The organism is Cohnella zeiphila, from assembly GCF_014212055.1.
GTDB classification, from domain to species: domain Bacteria; phylum Bacillota; class Bacilli; order Paenibacillales; family Paenibacillaceae; genus Cohnella; species Cohnella zeiphila.
In genome coordinates, this window is sequence record NZ_JACJVO010000001.1 from 163958 (window position 1) to 186460 (window position 22503).

Here is a 22503-nt window from a genome sequence, read left to right on the forward strand (position 1 = left end):
CAAAAGGGAGGCGAGCAGGAGATGGACAACAACCTTCATCCGTCGCTGGAGTTCTTCATGGATAAACTGGACCACGCCAAGAACCACTTCGAACGCGCGCTCGACTGCAAGCATACCGAATTCGACGATCTGTATCCCTACATGATCGAGCATCCGCAATTTTTCTGGTACAAACGATATGTCGCTTGGTCCGAGCTGCTGACCATCGTCAAGCTGTGCGACGAGCTGAATATTCCGTGGACGGAACGGTTCACGGACCGTCAGGCCGAATACGTGCGCGGACGCGTCATGTCCGGCAAAGTGCTGGATTATTGGTACGAGACGAACGAGACGCGGGAACACGTCGGCTGAGCGGCGTACTCGACGCATCCCCAAGAACGACCCGCCCCGGACGAGAGCCGTCTTGGGCGGGTTTCGTTTGAAGAAAGGAGAACCTCCATGATATCCGAAGAACAATTGGACAAGTACCGCCTGGACGGAACGAAGGTCCGTGTCGTCCGCGACGTGCTGGAGATCAACGACGTCGTCGGCTTCGTGGTGGCTTGGGACGACGAGAGCATGCTTATTCGCCGTCCGAACCGCCGCGTCGTCAAGCTGAAGCGCGCTTACGCGATCGCTCCGGCCTCGGAGCCGCGCGCCGTTCCGTTGACCGACAAGGCGGAAGAGAGGCTGGAAGAAGACGAGGCTTGAGCCTCGTCCGGGCCCATATTGACTGAATATTAGAACTTTCCCTGACGCCTTGACTTCGTTTCCGGCCCCGTGCTATTATAAGTCTCGTGATTGCGACGGACAAGCCGGCGGACGTAAGGAAGCTAGGCAGTCTGCAAGTCGCATCGCGAGTCAAATATGCGGTCGTGGCGGAATTGGCAGACGCGCTGGATTCAGGTTCCAGTGGGCTAACCCCCCGTGGAGGTTCGAGTCCTCTCGACCGCACCATACTTAAAGCGAAACTCTTCGATAAATCGGGGAGTTTATTTTTATTTATATGATGCGCGAATAATTGACCTAAAACGAATAATGAGGTCCGTTTGCCCTAATATTTTCGAAATATCCCCCGACGGCATCCCCCGTTGAGGGGATTTTTTTTTGCTCGTTCGACTTTATGATGGGAAGGGTGAAGAAATTGCGGAAGATCGGCAAGCGGATTCGTTTTTGAGAAAGGTGAGTGAGCATTTTATGAGCAGACGTTGTCTTTTTTTATTTACGGTGTTGTTTATTTTAGCGGGATTCTGTCCTCGAACGTCTTCTGCCGCTTCTCTCGATAATTGGGTACCCCCGAACAATTTGCAATTGGTCTATAACGACTTACCCTACGGCAACGCTTTACAATTGGGATTCACTGACGTAGCCTATGGCAACGGCAAGTACGTGGCGGTCGTTTATAAGGATTACACGACGGGCCAGATTTACACCTCCGGCGACGGCGCGACCTGGACGTTAACCGATTCGCAAGCCCATGGGTATAAAGGCGTCACCTTCGCGAACGGCAGCTTCGTGGCCGTCGGCGTGGGCGGCATTATCGCTATATCCGCCAACGGAATGGATTGGAAATCGGGTATCCTGCCCAACTTCAATTTTATAGACTTCACTGCCGTCTCCTACGGCAATGGCAAGTATATAGCGGTCGGTACCAACGGAAACATTGCGACCTCCGCCTCCGCAGACTTTTTCGGCTGGACGGTGCAAGATTCGATTCATAATCATATATACGGCGTTACCTACGGTAACGGCAAATTTGTGGCGGTGGGAACTGACGGGATCATCCAAACCTCGGTCGACGGCGCGACCTGGACGAACGTCGCGTCCGGTACGACCGAAGAGCTTTACGGCGTCACTTTTGGCAATAACCGGTTCGTGGCAGTAGGATACAAGGGAACGTTATTGACCTCCGGCGACGGCGTGAGCTGGACGTCCCGAACGACGAATACCACGTATGAACTGAGGGACGTCATATACGCCGACGGTACGTACGTGGCGGTGGGGCAAGAGGAGACGATACTCACTTCTTCCGATGGCGCGACCTGGACGACCCGCTGGTCAGGAGGCATCGCGGGCGGTTTTCTTAGCGGCGTCACATTCGCGAACGGCGCTTTTTTAGTGATGGGTAGCGGCGCGATCTTGCAAAACGCGGACCCGTACGCTTTAACTTATAGCGGGAACGGCAATACGGGAGGTACCGCGCCGACGGATGGCAATACGTATTCGCGAGTAGAGTTCGTTACGGCATCGGAAAACACGGGGAATTTATCGAAGACGGGCTTCCTATTTGCGGGTTGGAACACTGCGGCGGACGGAAGCGGAATGAATTATGCGCCCGGCAATATGTTCAAAATGACCTCTAATTTGACGTTGTACGCCCAATGGAAAGCGGACCCGAGGCACCGCGTCACCTATAACGGGAACGGAAGTACGGAAGGCACCGTTCCGACGGATAACGCTATGTACTGGGAAAGGGATTCGGTTACGGTGGCCGGTAACGCGGGAAATTTAGCAAGAGCAGGGTACGTTTTCGCGGGCTGGAGTAAGGTGGCGGACGGAAGCGGATCGACTTACGCGCCAGGTTCCACGTTCGAAATGGGTGCGGCCGACGTGACACTGTACGCGCAGTGGACGCAGAAGTTCACCGTTACGTACGACGGCAACGGCAATACGGGAGGAACCGCGCCGACGGATGGCAATACGTATTCGCAAGTAGAGTTCGTCGAGGCTCCGGAAAACACGGGGAATTTAACGAAGACGGGTTACCTATTTGCGGGTTGGAACACTGCGGCGGACGGAAGCGGAATGAATTATGCGCCCGGCAATATGTTCAAAATGACCTCAAATTTGACGTTGTACGCCCAATGGAAGGAGGACCCGAGGCACCGCGTCACCTATAACGGGAACGGAAGTACGGAAGGCGCCGTTCCGACAGATGACGCTATGTACTGGGAAAGGGATTCGGTTACGGTGGCCGGTAACACGGGAAATTTAGCAAGAGCAGGGTACGTTTTCGCGGGCTGGAGTAAGGTGGCGGACGGAAGCGGATGGACTTACGCGCCAGGTTCCACGTTCGTTATGGGAGCGGCCGACGTGACGCTGTACGCCCAGTGGAAGCAGACGTACACGATTTCTTACGACGGCAACGGCAGTACGGGAGGCGTCGTTCCTACGGATAACACCACGTACTTGCCTAACGCGTCGGTTACGGTGGCCGATAACACGGGAAGTTTGACGAGAACGGGTTACGTCTTCGCGGGCTGGAATACGGCGGCGGACGGAAGCGGAACGAGCTATGCGGCAGGTTCCACGTTCGATATAGCGGCGAACGTGACGTTGTACGCTCAGTGGTCGCAGACGTACGCGATTTTTTATGACGGCAATGGAAGCGCTGGAGGGCTCGCTCCTACGGATAACAATTCGTATTTACAAGGTGAATCGGTAACGGTAGCGGGGAATACTAGGCATTTGGAGAAATCAGGGTATACGTTTGCGGGCTGGAATACGGCAGCGGACGGAAGCGGAACGAGCTATGAGGCAGGCGCCTCGTTCCCGATGGGAGCTTCGAACGTGACGCTGTACGCGCAGTGGGAGGCGAATCCGCCAGTGATTCCGCCGGTGAATCCTCCGGTGAATCCGCCGATGAATCCTCCGGTGAATCCGCCGATGAATCCTCCGGTGATTCCGCCGGGGGATCCGACGCCAACGGTCTCAACGGACGGGATTTTAACGTTACCGGCGGGTAAACCTGGCAAGGCCGGACTAGGGGATCAGATCACGGTAACGATTCCTGCCGGTGCTACGAGCAAAGATCTGCAGTTAAAGATAGAAGAATTGCTGAACGATCAAAACCTGCTGACGAATCACAATAACATTAAATTAGTCAGTCCGATTTTCGAGATGATCAAAAACTTCTCCGAGAACTTTAACCTTCCGGTCACGCTTACTATCGTTTTCGATTCATCGAATGTAAGCGGCGACCAGAGAGCCGCGGTATTCTATTACGACGAATCGAAGAAGGAATGGGTCGAAGTCGGCGGCGGTACGGTTATCGGCAATCGAATCACCGTGAAAGTCGATCACTTTACGAAATACGCGGTATTCGCCGTCGGCGACCCGCCAACAGCCCATACGCCGGACCTAAGCGACATCTCCGGGCATTGGGCGGAAGCGAATATTATTAAAGCGGTAAACCAAGGAGTCGCCTTGGGATATCCTGACGGAACGTTCAAACCCGATAAGACGGTCACTCGGACGGAATTCGCGGTTATGTTAATGAACGCGTTGAGGCCGACTGGCGAGGGGGAGGCGTTGCCGTTCACGGATTCAGCGATGATCGGCGCTTGGGCGCGGAAGGCAATCGCGCAAGCGTCGGAAGCAGGTATAATCCAAGGCTTCCCGGACGGCACCTTTCGTCCTGATACGCTTATTTCACGCGCGGAGATGGCATCAATGATTGCGAAAGCGTTGGGTCGCTCCGCCGATACGAATGTCACGGCGTCGTTCGCGGACGCCGGCGATATTCCCGCCTGGGCAGAAGACGGCATCTCGTTCGTATCGCAGACGGGTATCATGCAAGGGATAGGCGCTAACCGGTTCGCGCCTAGTCTCCAAGCCACTCGGGCCGAAGCGGTTACTGCGCTGCTGAATATGCTTTCCCTACAGATATAAAGCTATTTACGCTAATATAATGAATGTAAGTTATTGTCCCGAAACTCCGTGCGCAGCGCGGAGTTTTAGATTTATTTAGGTGTATCCATGACAATTCAACAAATAATGGATTTGACTTGGAGTTCGCTCCAGCGGATATGATGAGCATGTATCCGATATTCAGCCAAGACAGGGGAGGAAGTCAATTGTACAGGGTTGACCCGAATCGGGCTTATACCATTGCCGAGATTGCCGAACAAACGGGATTATCGCCGGATACCCTTCGCTACTACGAGAAAATCGGGCTGATTCGCCCGCCGGAACGCGGATACAGCGGCCAGCGCGAGTACAGTGCTATTGACTTAGGCAAGATCGTGTTTGTGACCTATCTGAGAAACACGCGCATGCCGCTCAAAAAAATTCAGGAATATATTGCAGCGTATAACGAACAGGACGAGGAAAAATGTTACGCCCTGCTGGACGAGCACCGGGTTTCGGTCGAAGCGGAAATTGCCGAATGGACGGCCACGCTGGAGCTGCTCAAGTACAAGCTGGAGCATTTTCAGGAAGTGAAAGACGGCAGACTATCGAAGGGAGAGCTGCAACATGAATCTGAATAAAAACGAATGGACTCCGCAGAAGCCGTTAAATTCCGGATTCGGTCCTCGGACTACGGCGGCTGAGGCTCTCGGAGACGTCGATTTGAAGGGCAAAGTGGCTATCATAACGGGAGGCTACTCGGGACTTGGTCTTGAAACCGCCCGGGTCTTAGCCGGTGCGGGCGCTCAAATCATCGTTCCCGCACGCACGCCGGAGAAAGCAAAGGCCGCATTGGCATCCGTTCCCGGCGCCGAGCTGGAAATGCTGGATCTGATGGATCCCGCATCGATTGACGCTTTTGCCGAGAGGTTTCTCCGTTCCGAACGTCCTTTGCACATTCTGGTTAATAGCGCAGGCGTGATGGCTTCGGAAGAAGCATATGACGGAAGGGGGTTCGAGCAGCAATTTGCCGTGAACCACCTGGGGCACTTCCAATTAACGGCACGTCTATGGCCTGCGCTCCAAGCGGCTGAAGGCGCAAGAGTCGTGTCCGTCTCCTCCAAAGGCCACCGGCTTGGCGGAATCGACTTCGACGACTTGTTCTTCCAAAACAAGCCTTACCGCAAGTGGGCGGCATACGCGCAGTCCAAAACCGCAAACGCCTTATTCGCTCTGGAACTGGACCGGAGAGGCCAAAGCGCCGGGGTACGCGCCTTTTCCGTTCATCCCGGCAGTATTTTGACGGATTTGGCCCGGCATCTTTCCGACGAGGAACTTCAAGCCATGGGAGCTATTAACGAGCAAGGACAACGAGGCTTTACTTCCTATAACGAGGAGCAAAAAACGGTTCCGGAAGGCGCCGCGACTATCGTATGGTGCGCAGTAAGCCCCATGCTTGACGGAAAAGGCGGTGTGTATTGCGAAAACGCGGACATCGCCCGTACGGTGGAACCGGGACAGGAAGGCCAACCGAATCAAGCCGGGGTTTCTCCTTGGGCGACTGATCCGGAATCCGCCGCAAGACTTTGGAGCGTCAGCGAACGATTGACGGGAGTAAAGTTTGAAATCTAAGAAACGACGATTCGAATCGATTCCGCATTCATGGAGGCAAGCAGAAATAAGGGCTCACATGATATCGCCGGCTTTTTCATTTTGACGTTGCTTCTCTCCCTTGCCAAACGGCTGTAATTCCGAGACCGATGGCCATGATGACGGCGGAGAATCCATACGGATAATGAATGTTCACGTCGAATAAGATACCGCCGGTCGCCGGTCCGACGATATTGCCCAGGCTCGTGTAAGTGGAGTTCATCCCGGCTACGAATCCTTGCTCATTGCCTGCGGAACGGGACAGGAAAGTCGTCAGCGCCGGACGAAGCAGGTCGAAGGCGAGGAAGATGAAGCAGGTGAGCGCCAACACGGCCCAGAAGCCGGAGATCACGACAGACGCCGCCGCCAGAATCGCTCCCGCGATCAAGCAGATCTGGATCAGCTTTTTCTCGCCAAGCCGCTGCACCATTTTCCCGAACAGGAAGATCTGCACGACAACGCCGAACAGGGAGCTGATCGTAATAATCGCGGCGATGTCGCCCGGGGTGAAGCCGAATTTATGAGCGGTAAACAGGCGGAAGATCGTCTCATAGGCAGATAAACCGAAGGCCAAGACGAACACGAGGATAAAGGCGATTGCGTAAAGCGGATCCGCAAAATAGAAAGGCGTGCGGACGCCGTATTCCGCGAGAAAGCCGCCGATGCCGGTGCCGATAATAAAGCCGGTGCTGATGGCGGCGGACAGGTATCCCATCGCTTTGGGCCGTTCCTCGACGGTTGTGACGTCCGCGAAATACGCGGTCACGGCGGGCATGATGAAGGCGGCGCTGAATCCGCCGATCATTCTAGAGAAATAAAGCACGGCCACATGCGTGCCCAAGCCGAAAATCAATTCGGAAACGCCGAACAGCACCATGCCGAGGATGATCATGATCTTCCGGCCGTACCGGTCGACCCAGCGGCCTGCGAGCGGGGACATGACCAATTGGGCCATCGTGAAGACGGCGACGAGGGATCCCATCGTTTTCCCCGACAAGTGCATGATTTCCATGAAGGAGGGCATGACGGGAATTACGAGCCCGATGCCCAGAAAGGCAATAAAGACGTTGCTTAGCAAAATGATCAAAACCATATTTATCCCTCATCCGATTGCAAATTCAGCGGCGAGAAATCCCTCTCCAAAAAACGGTCCAGGAGGCTTCCAACTTCTCGTTGAGTCTGTTCTCGTCATTGTCGTAAACCAGGCTCAGCATAAGGGAATCGACCATTTCGCTTACGTATCGGAGTTTGGAAGATAATTCGATTTCCTTCGCATCACGCAAAATGTGCATAAACAGCTCGTCTTTTCCTTTAAAATGAGCGTAAATCGATTGCTTCTTCATCCCGACCTCATCCGCGATTTGGGACAGCGAGGCTCCTTCATAACCGTGAAGGGCGAACTTCGTCAGTCATCATATCAAATAAAAAACCCGCGGAAGGCCCGAACCGATAAGGCTCTTCGCGGGTTATGATCAGGATCCTTGATAAGCTTTTTGCAATTCCGCAAGATTAAATTTCTTCATCTTCAGGAACGCCTTCGTGACGCGTTCGATCTGTTCCGGCGTTCCCTTGGCCATCATCTCGTCCATCGCGGCGGGGCTGATCTGCCACGAGACGCCGAATTTGTCTTTGAGCCAGCCGCATTGTTCGGCTTTGGGGTCGGCCGAAAGCTTCTCCCAGTAATAATCGATTTCCTCCTGCGTCTCGCAAACGACCAGGAGAGAGACCGCCTCGTTGAATTGGAAAGCGTGTCGATGCGCGCTGTCCATGGCCGCAAACCAGGTGTTCTCCAGCATGAAGTCGGTGAACATCACCGTCCCCTCCCGGTCCGGCTCCTGGCCGGGGCCATACCGGAAGAGACTGCCCGGCTTGGCATTCCGGAAGATCGAGAGGTACAACTCGCGCGCCTCTTCGGCCTTGCCGCAATTATCGCCGACAAACATCAGAGATGGCACAATCGTCGGCCTCGGCACTCCGTCCGGATTCGTCAGCATAAGCTGCCACGAAACGCCATACTTGTCCTGGATCCAACCGTACCATTTGCTGAACGGGTATTTATCGAGCGGCATCAGAGCGGTGCCGCCGTCGGACAGCTTGCTCCATGTCTCATTGAGAAGGTCTCTCGCATGTTTCTCCCTGGACGGGTCAAAGTTTACGATAAACGATATGGAAGGATTGATCGTAAAGTACGGCCCTGCGGAGATGGCCATAAACGGCTGTCCCCATACGGTGAAGGAGACGAGATCGGCATCGCCCGAAGGCGTATCGCGCAAAACCGTCGAACTCGTCATTCGGGACTCCGGAAAGACGGAACAATAGAACTCCGCGGCTTCTTTCGCCTCTTTGTCGAACCAAAGGTGTGGGATGATCGGGTTGCCGAGCGAACTTCTTTGGGCATCGGTCATGACATTTCCTCCTAATCGCAAAAGTAGGCTATCGTTTCCATTCTATCATAGGATAAGAGATTGCGTTTCTTTTCGATTGCGGTCTTAATAGAAAAAACGCATGAACAGGCCGGCCGAATAGGCGTATGCGGACGCCCGCATTTGTGATAGGATGAATATCGGACTCGTCGCAGCGCGGCCGGAATCGCCTTGCGAATATAAAAAAAGAGAGCCCGCGGATAGGAGTAAACTTCAGGAGGAGAATCGTACCCTATGAGCACCAAGAATCATCGACCGGCCGTCGGCCTGGCTCTATTGCTGGGCATCTTCTCGACGCTCGGCCCGTTTACGATCGATATGTATTTGCCCGCGTTCCCGGAGATTGCCGACCGCTTCGGCACTTCGGCCTCTCTCGTGCAGCTGAGCCTGACCGCCTGCCTGCTCGGACTCGGCATCGGCCAGCTGGTCATGGGCTCCCTGAGCGACGTTCGCGGACGGCGCGGACCGCTGCTGATCGCGATGATCGGCTATGCCGCCGCTTCGTTCGCCTGCGCCTTGTCGCCGCATATCTCGCTGCTGATCGCGTTCCGGTTCATCCAGGGCTTCGCCGCTTCGGCCGGGATCGTCATCTCCCGGGCCATTGCGCGAGATCTGTACAACGGACGCGAATTGACCAAGTTTTTCTCGATGCTGATGCTGGTCGGCAACCTCGGCCCGCTGGCGGCGCCGGTCGTCGGCAGCGGCGTCCTGGCGCTGACCTCCTGGGTCGGTGTATTCCTGGCGCTTGGCATCCTCGGGCTTTATCTGCTGGCGATGACCCAGTGGCGGCTGAAGGAGACGCTGCCGCCCGAGCGCCGCGTACCGGCCGATATCGGACAGCAGCTCCGCAATTTCGCTTCGCTGCTGCGCAATCGCCAATTCGCCGGCTATATGCTCGCGCAGGGCGTCATGATCGCGGGCGTCTTCGCCTACGTGTCCGGAACGCCGTTTATCTATCAGCATATGTACGGGGTGAGCCCGACCGTCTTCGCGCTGCTGTTCGGCTCGAACGGCATCAGCCTTATCATCGGCTCGCAGATCGTCGGCCGGATGAGCCGACGCTTCTCGGAACGCTCGCTGCTGCTGTTCGGGCTATGGTTGGCCGGCGCCGCAAGCCTGGCCGTGCTGGCGGCGGCGATCACGCACGGGCCGCTGTTTACCCTGGTCGTGCCGCTCTTCTGCTTCGTCGCTTCGATCGGCATCACGTCGACGGCCGCCTTTACGCTCGCCATGGAGAGCCAGGGCCATATGGCGGGCAGCGCGGCGGCGCTGCTGGGCGTCATCCCGTTCCTGCTCGGTTCGGCGGTCTCTCCGCTGGTCGGCATCGCCGGCGAGGATACGGCGGTGCCGCTCGGACTGATCATCCTGGCGACGAGCGCCATCGCGCTGCTCGCCTACTTCGGGCTGGCCGGCAAGCCGAGCGGAAGCAAGCCGCAGGATGCACCGCCGTCTTCGGAAAGCTGCACGACGGCGGCTCATTGAAGCCAAGCCGCAAACAACGGCGGCGGAAGGACTTGAACCTCAAGTCGCTTCCGCCGCCGTTTTCGTTGTTTAGGAAATGATGCGATTAAATTTCCTGTGGATAATTGCCCAAAAGGAATCGGATTTAACTTCAGAGCATTCCTTCACTTTTGGGGGATTTGTTCATTAATGATAGATTGGTTTGGTCAGTCCGTTGTATAGTTCGTACAAGGCAAGACACAGCGTGCGCGCGTCTTCCCGGCTTAAGCCCTCGATGATTTGCCTCGCCAACTCTTCAAGCTCGTCGTCGGTCGTAAGAATTTCCAATGTTTTGCCGCTAGCTCCAATTGCCATGGTTCCTCCCCAATTCCCACTTCTGTCGGCCATTGGCATAGCGTGCGCCTCCGGCAGCCCGGCGATCCTAGTTGATCCAACCTCAACCTTAGACCCGTGGCTTTGCGTCCTTGTTTTTCAACAAGTTTGCCCTTGTCAGTGGATATTCTCGAAATATGATATCTGAAACTTTTCACTACCGCAAGAAGAATTTACGCCCCCGTCGGTTTGGCCTCCGTGGACATCAGACTCGCTCTGCGGAGCAACTCCCGGAACGACAGATGGGCCGGCTGCGGTTCGCGGCCGACGTCGAGCCAGCCGACGGATGCCGTGATGTCGGCCGGACCGGCCGAGAATCCGGCGGCGAGCGTGCCGATCGCTTCTCGCACGAAGGAATCGGCACGCCGGGTCAACACGGCGAACTCGTCTCCCGCATAGCGGCACAGGAAGTCGCTCTCGTCGAACACGGACTTCAGCTTCGCCGCGAAGCCGCGGATGAGGTCGTCTCCGACCGGATGGCCGTATTGCTTGTTGATCCTGCCGAAGTCGTTCAGATCGATAAACAGAAAATGAAACGGCTCGCCGCGGTCCAGCAGGTCTCTTGCAATGGATTCGATATACGGCGCCTTGTACAAGCCCGTCATCGAATCCATCCATTCGGCCAGGCGGGAGACCAGCGTCTCCCGGGTGACGATCCCGGGGGGGACGGCGCCGTCCGCATGCACGATGAGCCGCTCGATGCCGTGCTTCTCCATGACCCCCAGGGCGTCCCATAAGAAGGTGTCCGCGGGAACGCCGATCGGATCCGTTGTCATGGCGTCGGCGACGATCCGGTTCGGATGGGTGGACCGAACGTCGCGCGAAGTGATGATGCCGACGAGTTCGCCCGAATCGATGACGAGCAGGGAGCCGATCCGATGCCGCTCCATCAGCTCGGACGCGCGCAGCACGCTGCGGCCGGACGAGACGCTGTGTATCGAGCGGGTCATCACTTCTCCGACTTTCAAGACATATCCACCTCCCGTTGCACGGATACGGCCACCTTCAATTCGGAACGAAGCACCATCGTTTCGTTGATGAGCGCCTCCGCTTCCTGGATGATGATGTTGACCAAGACGCGTTCGTCCAGCATTTGCAGCAAGGAAGTGCGGATCAGCACGGCTTCGATCTTGGGATGCTCGATCCGGACGATGGAGAATTGGTCCGGGCTGAGCGCTTCGGCCATTCGCCGCACCGCTTCGGGACCGATCGGGGCGCGCTTGCCGATGATAAGCAAATCCTGCATGGGGGGCATTTCAAATTCGGAAATTTTAAGGGACAACATCGCTTTTCTCGAATAATTCTTTCTTTCTTCCAATTGCCTCTGACTCCCTTGACGGTGGATTGAAGGGACGTCCGTTGGCCAGGTCCGCCAGCCGCTTCGGTCTGGATAGCAGATAGCCCTGTCCCAACGTGACGCTCAATTGCTGCGCCTGCAGCAGATCTTCCGCTTCTTCGATTCCCTCCAGGATCAGCATCGCTTCGTCCCTGCAGTATTCCGCGAACAACTTCAGCAGCTTCCGTTTTTTGGAGTTGGCTGCCAGATCCCGACCGAAAAAACGGTCCAGCTTAATGTAGTCGGGAGCAAGTTCGACGATCTTGCGGATCGTCACCGCTCCTTCCCCCACATCGTCGAACGCGATCCGAAAATCGGCGTCCCGAAGCCATTTCACGTTGCGGATAAAGTGTTCGTCGTCCCAACTGGCGGCCTGCGACACCGTTTCGTTGATTTCGAACACGATGCGGCGGGCGAACCTCAGGTAGTCCCGCAGAGCCTTTTCGACAAATTGGGGGAAGGTCTCTTCCGCGAGTGACGACGGGAAAACGTTCAGAAACAAAACTTCATCTGATTCTCTCCGGATCGGATCGGCGAAGAAAGCGGCAATGGCGCTGTAAATGGACAGCGTGTCCAACTCGAACAGCCGCTGCTGCTCGGCTGCCGCCTTGAACAGCACGTCGGGCGAGCCGACGGCGTCGCACCGGATGAGCGCCTCGTAACCGAGCACGGATCGATCGGCCAGGCGTTTCACCGGCTGGAACAAGTGATAAAATTCCTGCTGTACAATGGTCTTTTCCATCGTTGTCACGAGTTTCCTTTCTATGATCGACAATTTCGGTAACCTGGCTGCCATAGACATGGATCCTTAGGCCCATAGGTTTTGCGTCCCTTTTTTTCAAAAGGTTTGCGATTATCGGTTTGAACGCATCAGTCGAAAGGACTATGCTATCACACTTTGTACCTATCCTATTTATGCTTCGCCAAAAATCGACTAATTCCTACAGAACATATGTTTCTCTTTGGAAATATCTTCTTCGATCGATATTGAAAGAAAGAGATTCATGGCCCGCCTTCTGCCGCGGAAGCCGCGTCCTTATACTGGAAAAGTCGGGACGAAGTCCTAATAGAACGAGAGAAAAAGGAATGGTTATCTTATGAGCGCAGAACGACAAAAATTCATCGTCAATCGCGATACCGCCATCGTTAGCCGAGTCGAATCGACCACGGCCATTCGTCATGTCCGGAATATGGTGCTGAGAAGCCTTCCCGCGAGGTATGGGAGCCGGTCTTCGAGGCTCAGCGCCGCTGCGGCGGCAATATGGTCATCCCCGGGATTACAACGCGGCTTCCGCCGCTTCCCAGACGGTCACGATCGCCTCGGGATCGGGAACGGCTTACGATCATAGCGTGTACTATGGTTCGAACGTGAAGGCTCCTTCCGTCGAAAACGGGGACCTGACCCGGTTTGAAGACGCGGACGCCGTAGCCGGTTACGCGAAGATTAGCATCTCGCTGCTAGTGGACGCAGGAGTCGTACAGGGAGACAACGGAGAAATTCACCCGAAGGACTCGCTTTCCCGCGCCGAAGCGGCTGTCCTGATCTATCGTCTTCTTTTCGAAAAATAAAAACGGCAGGACCCGGGGATAACCCTCCGGGTCTTTATCGTTCAAATGTGTTAATTTTCGCGATCATAAACAGGACCAACACCCAAATCAATGTAAATGCATACCGTGCCTACATAAGCCAACGCTGATGGAGGTGCATGATGTTTAATCCGCATCCCGCTAAAACGGCCATTGTAATCACGGACCCGCAAAATGATTTCTTGAGTCCTGGCGGAAAAGGATTTCATCTAACAAAAGATACGATCAAGCAAAACGACACGGTACACAACCTTGAACGATTAATGAGCACCGCCCTTCATAGAGGGTATCAGCTTTTCATATCGCCCCATTATTTATACCCTCACGATTTTGGTTGGAAATTTACCGGAAACGAACAGAAGATGTTATTAGGTTTAAGAATGTATCAAGTGGCGAATGCGTACGCGCCGCCGTCAATAGGAGCTGATTTTGTTCATTCTTTAAAACCTTATATTTTTGATAGGAGAACAATCGTTTCAACTCCGCACAAGGTTGCCAGTCCACAAACGAATGACCTGGTATACCAGTTACGACAACAAAGAAAAGAGAAGGCGATTCTTGCAGGGGTTCTTTCCAATGTTTGCGTAGAGTCCCATATGAGGGATTTAATCGAAAATGGATTTGAGACAGCTGTTGTTTACGATGCCACAGCAGCGACAAGCGAAGCGGATTTTCAGGCGGCCATGACCAATTACAAAGCATTTGCCAGTGCTGCTTGGACTACTCAGGAGGCTATTTCACACTTATAAAATGAGCATCCAATCAGCCCCGCCAAGCGGCGTGAGCAGAGTGTGGGAAACCCGACAATAACACCGGAAGCGAAGCAGCCGTTCTCCTTGGTCGTCTCGATCACGCTGCAGATCGTCGCGCTCGCTCGATCGTTGTCCAATTGTCGGCGTTTCCGGGAGACTTCCCGTCCCCGTTACATATAGAACGGCCGCAACTGCAAGAGGCGCGAAAATAACGAAAGCCTTATCTCCGACCCCGGAACGTCCGCCGCAAGTCTTCCACCCACAGGTCCGGAATTTCCCACGGAATGAAGTGTCCGCCGCGTTCGTGAACGGCAATATTGACGTGGTTATACCAAGCGGCGCGATCGCTGTCGAGGAAATCCCGCACGCGCTGGTCCGTCGTAACGCCCGGCGGATTCTCGTAGGCGACGAAGGTGATGCCGGTCGGCGCTTCGACGACGGGCCAGCGATCGTGGGCGGGCGTCCACGGGTAGCGGTTGTTGTTCGCATAGACGCGCGTCGAGGTCTCGATACAATTGCCGGCCCAGAAGATGGTGGCGTGCGTCAGAAGGTCGTCCTTCGAGAAGACGTTCTCGATGTTGCCTTGATTGTCGCTCCAACGGGTCCATCGTTCCAGGATCCACGCAAGCATGCCGACCGGCGAGTCGTTCAAGCCGTAGGCGAGCGTGCCGGGATCCAGGACGTGAACGGCCAGATGCGAGGCGAAGCGGCGATCCAACTTCAGAATCTGCGCGCGGACGCTTTCCGGAAGGTTGTCGGGAATCGGACGGCCGCCGGAGAAATCCCAACCGCGCTCTCCGTTGAAAAAGTTCAATTTCAGAGCGGATCCGATATGAATGGCGTACAGCTCATCGCCGTATTTGTGTCCGAGCTGACCGGTTACGAGCGCGCCGACGTCGTTCCCGGCCGCGGCATACTTCTCGTAGCCGAGAACGTCCCTCATCAACGTATGCCACAGATCGGCCATTTTCCAGAAGTTCATGTCCGGATGGTTCGGAAGCGGCGTCGAGAATCCGAAGCCGGGAAGCGAAGGCACGATGACGTCGAACGCTTCGGCCGGATCTCCTCCGTAGGCGCCGGGGTCCGCCAGCGGATCGATTACTTTGGACCAATGCCAGAACGTCCAGGGCCAGCCATGGGACAAAATCAGCGGGATAGGATTCGGGCCCTTGCCCGGCTTGCGCATAAAGTGCACAGGAACCCCGTCAACGTCGACTCGGTAATGCTCGTAAGCGTTGATCGCTTGCTCGGACCGGCGCCAGTCGAAACCGTCGATCCAGTAATCGACGAGTTTCTCCAGATCGCTTCGCCTGACGCCGTAGAACGAGTCCTCGTTGCCGACGTCGAGAGGCCATCTCGTGGACTTCAGCCGATGCCGCAGATCGGCAAGAACTTCATCCGAGACATGAATCGGACTCGGCACAAGCGGGAAAGGAACTGCTGCCGACATATGAATTCCTCCTTAGACAGTCCTTATCAAATACTGCGGAAATTATATCAATTATTTATATAAATGTCTAATGTAAATAGACATGAAAAAACGCAGCCGGACTACGGCTACGATTCGTTGGCCCGTTCGGCCAGACGCCGTAAGGCGGGCAGGGCGGAAGCAATGGCTTGCTTGTCCTCGGGCGTAAGCCTTTCCATAAATTTCGAGAGATGCGCGATGCGTTCCGAGCGGCGCGAATCGATCACCTTGGCGCCGGCCTCGGTAATATGCACTTGAACGACCCGCCCATCCGTCGGATCCGGCCTGCGCTCCACGAGCCCGTCCCGTTCCAGCCGGGTGACGATCTGCGTAATGGCGGACTGCGTCACTTGCTCGGTAGCCGTCAATGACGTAAGGCGCATGGGGCTCTTGCGGGACAGCGTGTGCAGGACGGATAGCGTGGTGAAGCTCAATTTCTCAATGGAAGGCAGACGAATGAGGATCCGCGTCAGCTCTTCGAATACCAAGGCGAAGTCGGCGACCTGGAGGCCGTCAGTCGGAGTTTTCGGTTTCATGCGCCCATTATATCACAAACTTATGGATTTGCGGTTCCCGCCGAAGCCAATCGGTATGACGATCAACGGAGCAGCCGATTTTTTGCCGTCACCATAAAAAAATACAGTCCGCGAGAAGTTACGACATTCGTTCCTCTCAAGCGCTGGCTTATAATGAGCCTGATTTTGGATTCGCGCGATTATACAAGAAGGAGAGGATTCCCATGAGCCGATGGCAACTGTCTTCGCCGGACGGACGCATCCGCCTGTCGGTCGGCCTGAACGAGGCCGGATCGCTCTGCTACGAAGCGGAGAAGGACGGCGTCACGCTGCTGGCGCCTTTCACGCTGGGCCTGGAGACGGATCGACAGAGCTTCTCGGAACAGTTGAACGTCCGCCACGCCGAGACCGGGCAGATCCGGGAGAGCTACACAATGCCTCACGGAAGCCGGAAAACGCACGATTATCTAGCCAACGAGCTGATTCTCCATGCGGAAAGGAACGGAGAGCCGATTCAATTGCACCTCCGGGCTTCCGATGACGGTATCGCATATCGGTTCGAGGTGCCGGCAAGCGGCCGGACAAGCGTCGTTTCGGAGCGGTCGGGTTTTACGCTGGCGCCAGAAGTGTTCATGAACGTCTGGGCCCAGAAATTAATGAAGTGTTATGAGCGAACGTACGATCTGCACATGCCGGAACATATGGTCGAAGATCCCTTCGCCTTTCCGATGCTGCTCCAATGCGGCGGTCACGGATGGATGCTACTGACGGAGGCAGCCGTCTACGGTACTTACTGCGCGTCGCATCTGCGCAGAAGCGATACGGACATTCGAACGTTTGTCACCTGCTTTCCTCCCGACCAGTCGGCACCCGTTCAGGCGGATTCTCCGCTGCAAACGCCTTGGCGCGTTGCGATCCTGGCGAACGATCTGGATCGCATCGTGAACAGCAGCCTGGTGCTCCACTTGAATCCGCCAAGCGAATTGGAAGACACGTCCTGGATCCGGCCGGGGCGCGCGGCCTGGTCCTGGTACTCGGACGGAGCCTCGTGCGGCAATATGGACATCCAGAAAGCGTACGTCGATTTTGCCGCGGAGTTCGGCTGGGAATATTCGCTGGTCGACGGCGGCTGGGACCGCGGCGAACTGGACGTGCCGGAGCTTGTCCGCTATGGGAGGGACAAGGGAGTCGGCATCTGGCTATGGTCGCATTACCGCGACTTGAAGGAGCCTGCGCAATGCGAAAAGACGTTGGCGCTATGGGCGAATTGGGGCATTGTCGGCGTCAAGGTGGATTTTTTCGACAGCGACTCCCAGGACGTTCTTCGGGCTTACGATACCATCGCGGGAATCGCCGCCGATCATCGCCTGATGGTGAATTATCACGGTTCCACGAAGCCGTCCGGGGAACAGCGGCGATGGCCGCACGTCATGACGCGGGAAGGGATCTACGGCGCCGAGTATTGGCGCAATATCAGCGAGGGGCCGAATGCGGTGCATAACTGCACGGTTCCGTTCATTCGCAACGCCGTCGGCTCGATGGACTACACTCCCGTAACGTTCTCGCGCCAGACTCGCACGAGTCATTGCCATCAACTGGCGCTATCGGTCGTTTTCGAATCCGCCGTGCAGCATTTTGCCGATTCCATGGAGGCTTACAGAACGAGCGTGGCCCATTCGTTCCTGCGCCAAGTGCCGGCCGCTTGGGACGAATCCCGGCTGCTCGAAGGATTCCCGGGCCGATTCGTCACCATGGCGAGGAGAGACGGCGAAGATTGGTTTGTCGGGGCGATCTGCGCGGCGGCCGGAAGAACCGCGACGATTGATCTTGACTTTCTGACGCCCGGAAGCGTTTACGAGGCGGAAATCTATGAGGAGGAATTCGACGAAGGAGAAGAATACCGCTTTCGCCGGGCAACGGACATGACCGTCCGTACGCAGCGAGTCACGAGCTTCGAGGTGCTGCGGCTGCCGATGAAAGTCTATGGCGGCTGCGCGATTCGCTTGACTCTTCAATGAAAGGAGATTCGTCCGCGTCGACGCGCCAGAACGTAGAAGTCCGCATGCGAACCTAAATCCGAGGAGGCAACGATCATGCAATTGATCAAGCGGTTCAAGATTTGGAACGCCGGGATTTCGGCTTTATTCGTCGCAGCCAGTATCGGGATGACGAACCCTCCCGCCGTATCGGCCGACACGCCGCCGAGTGTTGATGCTCAGTCCGTGGATCTTCTCGATCCCGCCTTCGTGGCCAGCCACCAGGGCGCCATCGCAAGTGTGGAGCAGGACCCGGACCAGTCGCCGTACGACGAGTTCGGCGCCGCTTTCGGCACGGACGATCCGGTCGAAGGGGCGACCAAGTTCGCACGGTCGGTGCTCCCGGAAGCGGCCGATCGGGTTGTCAACGTGTTTGACGAAGCTCTGAACAAAACGGTATTCGAAGTGAACGTGGGGGACAACACCTGCGCGACGTGTTATCTGCACAACGCGACGTACGATCCGGAGACCCAGACGTTCAGCGGCGGCAACGATGACCGGCAGCGCATCGAGATCCGGCCGGAAGCGAATTCGAGCTTTGCCGGGCACGAGGGAGACATTACCGCCTATCATTGGAAGCTCAAGCTGGACAAGGATTTGCCCAAGCCCGGCGGTTTCTTTCATATTTTCCAATACAAAGCGGTGAACGCCTCTCACGAAGTCGCCAACTTCGACACGCTCGGACTGAGCACCGATCCGAACTTCAGCAGCTCCGAGGACGGAGAGCCGATCCTGACGCTGACCGTCTCGACCGCGGCGAGCCCCAAGCTGGAATTCCGGTATGCGGACATCGGCACGGTGGCGGGGCAGGAGACGCTGGCCAGCGTGCCGGTCGACGAGATTCGGGACAAGTGGGTCGACGTAACGTTGAAAATTCTCAACTCCGAATCCGGCTGGGCGTCGATGGTCATGAAGGACGATCAGACCGGCCAGGTGTTGATGTCGTACGACGATCCCAACCGGATTCTCGATCTGTGGCGGAGGCCGGAAGTCAAGTATAACAACGGGGCGTTCGAAGGCCCGTATCCCGCCAACGATCAAATGTACAACCGTCCGAAGTGGGGCATCTACCGCAAGGCGGACAAATCGGACTCGAGCGTCGAACCTGCGAAAATCTATCTGTCCGACATGACCCTGTACAAGTCGGCGACGGGCGTTTCGCCGGTCGATCTGGCGTATGGCAAGCCGGCGTACAACGTCGGACCGACGTCCGGCAATCCGATACAATTGGCGAATGACGATGCGAACCGGCTCACGGACGGCGTGCAGGTCGACCCGGTCTCCTACACGAACCTGACCGTTCCCGCGGACCGGCCCGACGCGCTCGGCAAGCTGACCTGGATCGGTACGGAGAGCGCCAAGAAAGGAAGCGTCATCCTCGACCTGGGGAAGAAGACGGACTTCAACCAATTTAAAATTTTTGCCAAAAGCGCCAGGTTGCTGCACGTCAATGCCTGGGTGTCCGACGATACGGCCGACCACGACGGAAGCGATCTCGATTCGATCGCGTTCATGCCCGTGAATCCGACCGCCCAGGATCCCGACAAAGGGGGCGATTGGGCCTTTTACAACCCGGACAGCAGCGGCGGGGACGACGCGGCGAACAAAGAGTACCTGGTCGATCTCGGCCAGACGTATTCATCCCGCTATGTAAAATTGTTTTTCGAGAACGGAAGCGGCTCGAATGCCGCCGGCACGACGGATGGCGTTTCCACTTTTACGATGACCGGCCCGCCTCGAATCTCCGAGCTGGAGATTTACAATGCGCCGCAAACGCCGAAAAACGTACAGGTCGATTACGCCGGGGGACCGAACGCGACGATCTCCTGGGACGACACGCCGGCGGATTACTTCCAGATCTATGATGACGGCAAGCTTCTCGCGGACCATGTGGCCGCAAGCAGCTACAGCTTCACGAATCTGGATCCCGGGGCGGTCTACAAGCTTAGCGTGAAAACCGTTTACACGGATCCTTACTCGTTCAAACAAATGGTTTCGACGGCGAGCGCATCGACGGAGCTTCATACCGACGGCGAATCGATCGTGCCGACCCTGCCTGCTGGGGCGACGGCGACCGCTACGTCGGATAAATCGATCGAGGTCGGCTGGGAGGCGGCCGCGGACGCGCAGAGCTACCGGATCGTGCTCGCGACCGACGCCGGAGAGAGAACGCTCGCCGACGAATACGCGGGGACCTCTTTTACGATCAAGGACTTATCGCCAGGCACGAACTATACCGTCAAGATTTACTCGATCCGCAGGGGAGTCGCTTCCGCGGATGCGGCCGTCGCTCAGGCGCAGACGACGGGCGTCCGCAACGGCTCCGACGATCTCTTGTATAACAAGGAAGTTCAGTATTCCAGGGTATGGGGCGACGATTCGGGCAGCTGGGGAGGCTCCAAAGCGCTGGACGGCGACGTGTCGGACGTTTCGAGATGGGTGGCCTTTAAAGGCTCCAAGACGGCGTATCTGATGGCCGACATCGGGGAGACCGTACCGGTCGATCGGCTGGAGTATGACAGCTTCCAGAACAAGCTGATGAAGGTGTCCTTCTACTATGCCATAGATCCGGAAGCGTTCGCGAATCCGGACAGCGACAAATGGATCAAGATCGTCACGGACGACCGCGTCGCCTCGGGCGAGTACGGCGATCCGAGTCTCTCCTCGATTGCCAAGAGCCTGCCGCTCGATACGCCCGTTAACGCGAGATATATCAAATTCGCGGTCGATCAGGCAGACGGCGATATCAACGTGAATGAAGTGAAAGCGTTCGGTCCGCAGGACTCCGGTGACAGCGGGGGCCATGAAGGTACCGGAGGCGAAAACGGCGGCAACGGAGGAGATAACGGCAACAACGGAGGAGATAATGGCGGCGCCGGAGGTGATAATGGCGGTACCGGGGGTGATAACGGCGGCAACGGAGGCGATAACGGCGGCAACGGAGGCGATAACGGCAACAACGGAGGAGATAATGGCGGCGCCGGAGGCGACAACGGCGGTACCGGTGGCGACAACGGCGGCAATAACGGCGGCAATGTCGGCGGAACCGTTCCGGTTCCAGGCAACGGTTCGGATACCGATTCGGACTCGAATTCGGATCCGACTGCAGCGCTTCTGGATCCGGGCAAAGACGCGACCGTCACGCATGAAGCGTCGGCCGACGGACGCCGAACGACCGTCGTCAAGGTTGACGGCACCCGCTTGAGCGATGCGGCCGCCGGCAAGCAGGTCGTGAAGCTCGCTATCGATTCCAAAGATGAGGATGTCCAGGTCGAGCTTCCCGGATCGGCGCTGCGGCAATTGCAGGATCTCACGCTCGTCAGCATCGAGGCGAACGGAGCCGTCTACGAGCTTCCTAAGGCATTGATAGACAGGTTGCCGGAAGGTCAGGACGTCGGCATCCGAATCGGAACGGTGTCGGACGACCGTCTGAACGCCATTGATCAGGCCATTGCCGGCGAGAACGCCGTGCCGCTGATGGACCGTCCGATCGAGTTCAAGCTGACTTCGGGCGGCCAGGACGTCACCGATTTCGGCGGAATTTACGCGAATCGAAAGTTGACGCTGCCGCAATCGGCCGACCCAAACCGGACGGCAGCCGTATGGATCGACGACGCCAACGGGCTGCACTTCGCGCCGGCCGTCGTGAACGTCTCGGGCGGGATCGCCGAAGCGACCATCCATGCCACGCACGACGGCATCTATGCGATCGTGCAGCATGAAGCCGGCTTCGACGATCTGCAGGGCCATTGGGCGAAGGCCGATGCCGAGACGCTGGCGAGCAAATGGATCGTATTCGGCGAATCGGCGCATTCTTTCAACCCCGATCGCTCCGTCACGAGAGCGGAATTCGCGGAGCTGCTCGTCCGATCGCTGGGGCTGCTCGAATCGAACGGATCGCCCTTTTCGGATGTTCCGTCGAATGCTTGGTACGCGGGAGCGGTCAATGCCGCCAAGCAATACGGCTTGATCCAAGGGGCAAGCGACGGGGCGTTCCGGCCTGGCGAGCCGGTCACCCGGGAGGAGGCAGCCGTCATGATCGCGAACGCCTTCAAGGCGGGAGGAAAGGAATTTACATCGACGGCCGGCCCGCTGTCGTCCTTCCAGGACGGCATCGACATCGCAGCCTGGGCGGAAGGAGCGGTCGGGCAGCTGGCGGAAGCCAAGCTGATTCAAGGAACGCCGGACGGACGCTTTGAACCGAAGAAGGCAACGACCCGGGCGGAGGCTGCTTCCCTTGTGAAGCGCATGCTGGAATCTCTCGATTTTATAAATGAATAGAAGCTGCGAAAAGG

Annotated in this window: 19 protein-coding genes, 1 tRNA gene, 1 pseudogene and 2 riboswitches; of the genes and pseudogenes, 11 read left to right on the forward strand and 10 right to left on the reverse strand. The window is 56.7% G+C overall.

From position 1 onward, the window contains the following. The first annotated feature begins 21 nt into the window (after positions 1 to 21). The 6 genes from H7C18_RS00730 to H7C18_RS00755 all read left to right on the forward strand — a co-directional run bounded on the left by H7C18_RS00730 (position 22) and on the right by H7C18_RS00755 (position 6240). Positions 22 to 351, forward strand: a complete 330-nt coding sequence (locus tag H7C18_RS00730) for a hypothetical protein (protein ID WP_185127088.1) — start codon at positions 22 to 24, stop codon at positions 349 to 351. Between the two features lie 87 nt (positions 352 to 438). Further along, a complete protein-coding gene (locus H7C18_RS00735; protein ID WP_185127089.1) occupies positions 439 to 690 on the forward strand; it encodes a hypothetical protein in 252 nt (83 codons plus the stop codon). A gap of 158 nt (positions 691 to 848) precedes the next feature. Continuing rightward, positions 849 to 936: transfer RNA gene (locus tag H7C18_RS00740), tRNA-Leu, on the forward strand. Between the two features lie 393 nt (positions 937 to 1329). Continuing rightward, entirely contained in the window at positions 1330 to 4650 is a 3321-nt protein-coding gene (locus tag H7C18_RS00745; RefSeq protein ID WP_185127090.1) for an InlB B-repeat-containing protein, read from the forward strand. 185 nt (positions 4651 to 4835) lie between these two features. Continuing rightward, on the forward strand, positions 4836 to 5249 hold the full coding sequence (locus H7C18_RS00750) for a MerR family transcriptional regulator (protein ID WP_238357376.1): 414 nt from the start codon (positions 4836 to 4838) through the stop codon (positions 5247 to 5249). Further along, positions 5236 to 6240, forward strand: coding sequence for an oxidoreductase (locus tag H7C18_RS00755; RefSeq protein WP_185127092.1), 1005 nt, complete (start codon positions 5236 to 5238; stop codon positions 6238 to 6240). Before H7C18_RS00750 ends, H7C18_RS00755 begins: the two co-directional genes overlap by 14 nt. A 76-nt stretch (positions 6241 to 6316) precedes the next feature. Here H7C18_RS00755 and H7C18_RS00760 read toward each other — a convergent pair whose 3' ends face one another. The 4 genes and pseudogenes from H7C18_RS00760 to H7C18_RS00770 all read right to left on the reverse strand — a co-directional run bounded on the left by H7C18_RS00760 (position 6317) and on the right by H7C18_RS00770 (position 8663). Continuing rightward, entirely contained in the window at positions 6317 to 7351 is a 1035-nt protein-coding gene (locus H7C18_RS00760) for an MFS transporter (protein WP_185127093.1), read from the reverse strand. A gap of 25 nt (positions 7352 to 7376) precedes the next feature. Beyond that, positions 7377 to 7601 (reverse strand): hypothetical protein, encoded by a 225-nt coding sequence (locus H7C18_RS00765; protein ID WP_420481822.1) that lies wholly within the window; start codon positions 7599 to 7601, stop codon positions 7377 to 7379. Next, a pseudogene (locus H7C18_RS35920) lies at positions 7602 to 7667 on the reverse strand (TetR/AcrR family transcriptional regulator); the annotation flags it as partial. Positions 7668 to 7730: 63 nt separating this feature from the next. Beyond that, complete coding sequence (locus H7C18_RS00770; RefSeq protein WP_185127094.1) at positions 7731 to 8663, reverse strand: VOC family protein; 933 nt, start codon at positions 8661 to 8663, stop codon at positions 7731 to 7733. 252 nt (positions 8664 to 8915) lie between these two features. On the opposite strand from H7C18_RS00770, the gene H7C18_RS00775 reads away from it, so the two are divergent. Continuing rightward, positions 8916 to 10163, forward strand: coding sequence for a multidrug effflux MFS transporter (locus H7C18_RS00775; protein ID WP_185127095.1), 1248 nt, complete (start codon positions 8916 to 8918; stop codon positions 10161 to 10163). Positions 10164 to 10328: 165 nt separating this feature from the next. On the opposite strand, the gene H7C18_RS00780 is transcribed toward H7C18_RS00775, so the two are convergent. The 4 genes from H7C18_RS00780 to H7C18_RS00795 all read right to left on the reverse strand — a co-directional run bounded on the left by H7C18_RS00780 (position 10329) and on the right by H7C18_RS00795 (position 12592). Next, a complete protein-coding gene (locus tag H7C18_RS00780) occupies positions 10329 to 10496 on the reverse strand; it encodes a hypothetical protein (RefSeq protein ID WP_185127096.1) in 168 nt (55 codons plus the stop codon). 49 nt (positions 10497 to 10545) lie between these two features. Next, a riboswitch (cyclic di-GMP riboswitch) is annotated at positions 10546 to 10637 on the reverse strand. A 50-nt stretch (positions 10638 to 10687) separates the two neighbouring features. Beyond that, positions 10688 to 11482: a CBS domain-containing protein gene (locus H7C18_RS00785; protein ID WP_185127097.1), complete on the reverse strand. Its 795-nt coding sequence runs from the start codon at positions 11480 to 11482 to the stop codon at positions 10688 to 10690. Further along, entirely contained in the window at positions 11479 to 11760 is a 282-nt protein-coding gene (locus H7C18_RS00790; RefSeq protein ID WP_238357377.1) for a hypothetical protein, read from the reverse strand. Before H7C18_RS00790 ends, H7C18_RS00785 begins: the two co-directional genes overlap by 4 nt. 25 nt (positions 11761 to 11785) lie before the next feature. Continuing rightward, positions 11786 to 12592, reverse strand: coding sequence for an EAL domain-containing protein (locus tag H7C18_RS00795; protein ID WP_185127099.1), 807 nt, complete (start codon positions 12590 to 12592; stop codon positions 11786 to 11788). 34 nt (positions 12593 to 12626) lie between these two features. Continuing rightward, positions 12627 to 12712: riboswitch (cyclic di-GMP riboswitch) on the reverse strand. 506 nt (positions 12713 to 13218) lie between these two features. Here H7C18_RS00795 and H7C18_RS35925 point away from each other — a divergent pair. Next, a complete protein-coding gene (locus H7C18_RS35925; RefSeq protein WP_420481824.1) occupies positions 13219 to 13419 on the forward strand; it encodes an S-layer homology domain-containing protein in 201 nt (66 codons plus the stop codon). Between the two features lie 140 nt (positions 13420 to 13559). Then, positions 13560 to 14186 carry an isochorismatase family protein gene (locus tag H7C18_RS00805; RefSeq protein WP_238357378.1) on the forward strand — a complete coding sequence of 209 codons (627 nt, stop codon included), beginning with the start codon at positions 13560 to 13562 and terminating at the stop codon, positions 14184 to 14186. 223 nt (positions 14187 to 14409) lie between these two features. On the opposite strand, the gene H7C18_RS00810 is transcribed toward H7C18_RS00805, so the two are convergent. Both H7C18_RS00810 and H7C18_RS00815 read right to left on the reverse strand, forming a co-directional pair. Then, complete coding sequence (locus tag H7C18_RS00810) at positions 14410 to 15639, reverse strand: epoxide hydrolase family protein (RefSeq protein WP_185127102.1); 1230 nt, start codon at positions 15637 to 15639, stop codon at positions 14410 to 14412. 107 nt (positions 15640 to 15746) lie between these two features. Further along, entirely contained in the window at positions 15747 to 16193 is a 447-nt protein-coding gene (locus H7C18_RS00815; RefSeq protein ID WP_185127103.1) for a MarR family winged helix-turn-helix transcriptional regulator, read from the reverse strand. A 203-nt stretch (positions 16194 to 16396) separates the two neighbouring features. Here H7C18_RS00815 and H7C18_RS00820 point away from each other — a divergent pair, with 203 nt between their 5' ends. Both H7C18_RS00820 and H7C18_RS00825 read left to right on the forward strand, forming a co-directional pair. Next, entirely contained in the window at positions 16397 to 18190 is a 1794-nt protein-coding gene (locus H7C18_RS00820; RefSeq protein WP_185127104.1) for a glycoside hydrolase family 97 protein, read from the forward strand. Positions 18191 to 18265: 75 nt separating this feature from the next. Then, positions 18266 to 22489: an S-layer homology domain-containing protein gene (locus tag H7C18_RS00825; protein WP_185127105.1), complete on the forward strand. Its 4224-nt coding sequence runs from the start codon at positions 18266 to 18268 to the stop codon at positions 22487 to 22489. Positions 22490 to 22503 lie beyond the last annotated feature (14 nt).

Coding starts and splice junctions, on each gene's coding strand:
- H7C18_RS00730 (WP_185127088.1), top strand. CDS start 22: ATGGACAACAACCTTCATCCGTCGCTGGAGTTCTTCATGGATAAACTG.
- H7C18_RS00735 (WP_185127089.1), top strand. CDS start 439: ATGATATCCGAAGAACAATTGGACAAGTACCGCCTGGACGGAACGAAG.
- H7C18_RS00755 (WP_185127092.1), top strand. CDS start 5,236: ATGAATCTGAATAAAAACGAATGGACTCCGCAGAAGCCGTTAAATTCC.
- H7C18_RS00760 (WP_185127093.1), bottom strand. CDS start 7,351: ATGGTTTTGATCATTTTGCTAAGCAACGTCTTTATTGCCTTTCTGGGC.
- H7C18_RS00765 (WP_420481822.1), bottom strand. CDS start 7,601: ATGAAGAAGCAATCGATTTACGCTCATTTTAAAGGAAAAGACGAGCTG.
- H7C18_RS00770 (WP_185127094.1), bottom strand. CDS start 8,663: ATGACCGATGCCCAAAGAAGTTCGCTCGGCAACCCGATCATCCCACAC.
- H7C18_RS00775 (WP_185127095.1), top strand. CDS start 8,916: ATGAGCACCAAGAATCATCGACCGGCCGTCGGCCTGGCTCTATTGCTG.
- H7C18_RS00780 (WP_185127096.1), bottom strand. CDS start 10,496: ATGGCAATTGGAGCTAGCGGCAAAACATTGGAAATTCTTACGACCGAC.
- H7C18_RS00790 (WP_238357377.1), bottom strand. CDS start 11,760: ATGCAGGATTTGCTTATCATCGGCAAGCGCGCCCCGATCGGTCCCGAA.
- H7C18_RS00795 (WP_185127099.1), bottom strand. CDS start 12,592: ATGGAAAAGACCATTGTACAGCAGGAATTTTATCACTTGTTCCAGCCG.
- H7C18_RS00805 (WP_238357378.1), top strand. CDS start 13,560: ATGTTTAATCCGCATCCCGCTAAAACGGCCATTGTAATCACGGACCCG.
- H7C18_RS00810 (WP_185127102.1), bottom strand. CDS start 15,639: ATGTCGGCAGCAGTTCCTTTCCCGCTTGTGCCGAGTCCGATTCATGTC.
- H7C18_RS00815 (WP_185127103.1), bottom strand. CDS start 16,193: ATGAAACCGAAAACTCCGACTGACGGCCTCCAGGTCGCCGACTTCGCC.
- H7C18_RS00820 (WP_185127104.1), top strand. CDS start 16,397: ATGAGCCGATGGCAACTGTCTTCGCCGGACGGACGCATCCGCCTGTCG.
- H7C18_RS00825 (WP_185127105.1), top strand. CDS start 18,266: ATGCAATTGATCAAGCGGTTCAAGATTTGGAACGCCGGGATTTCGGCT.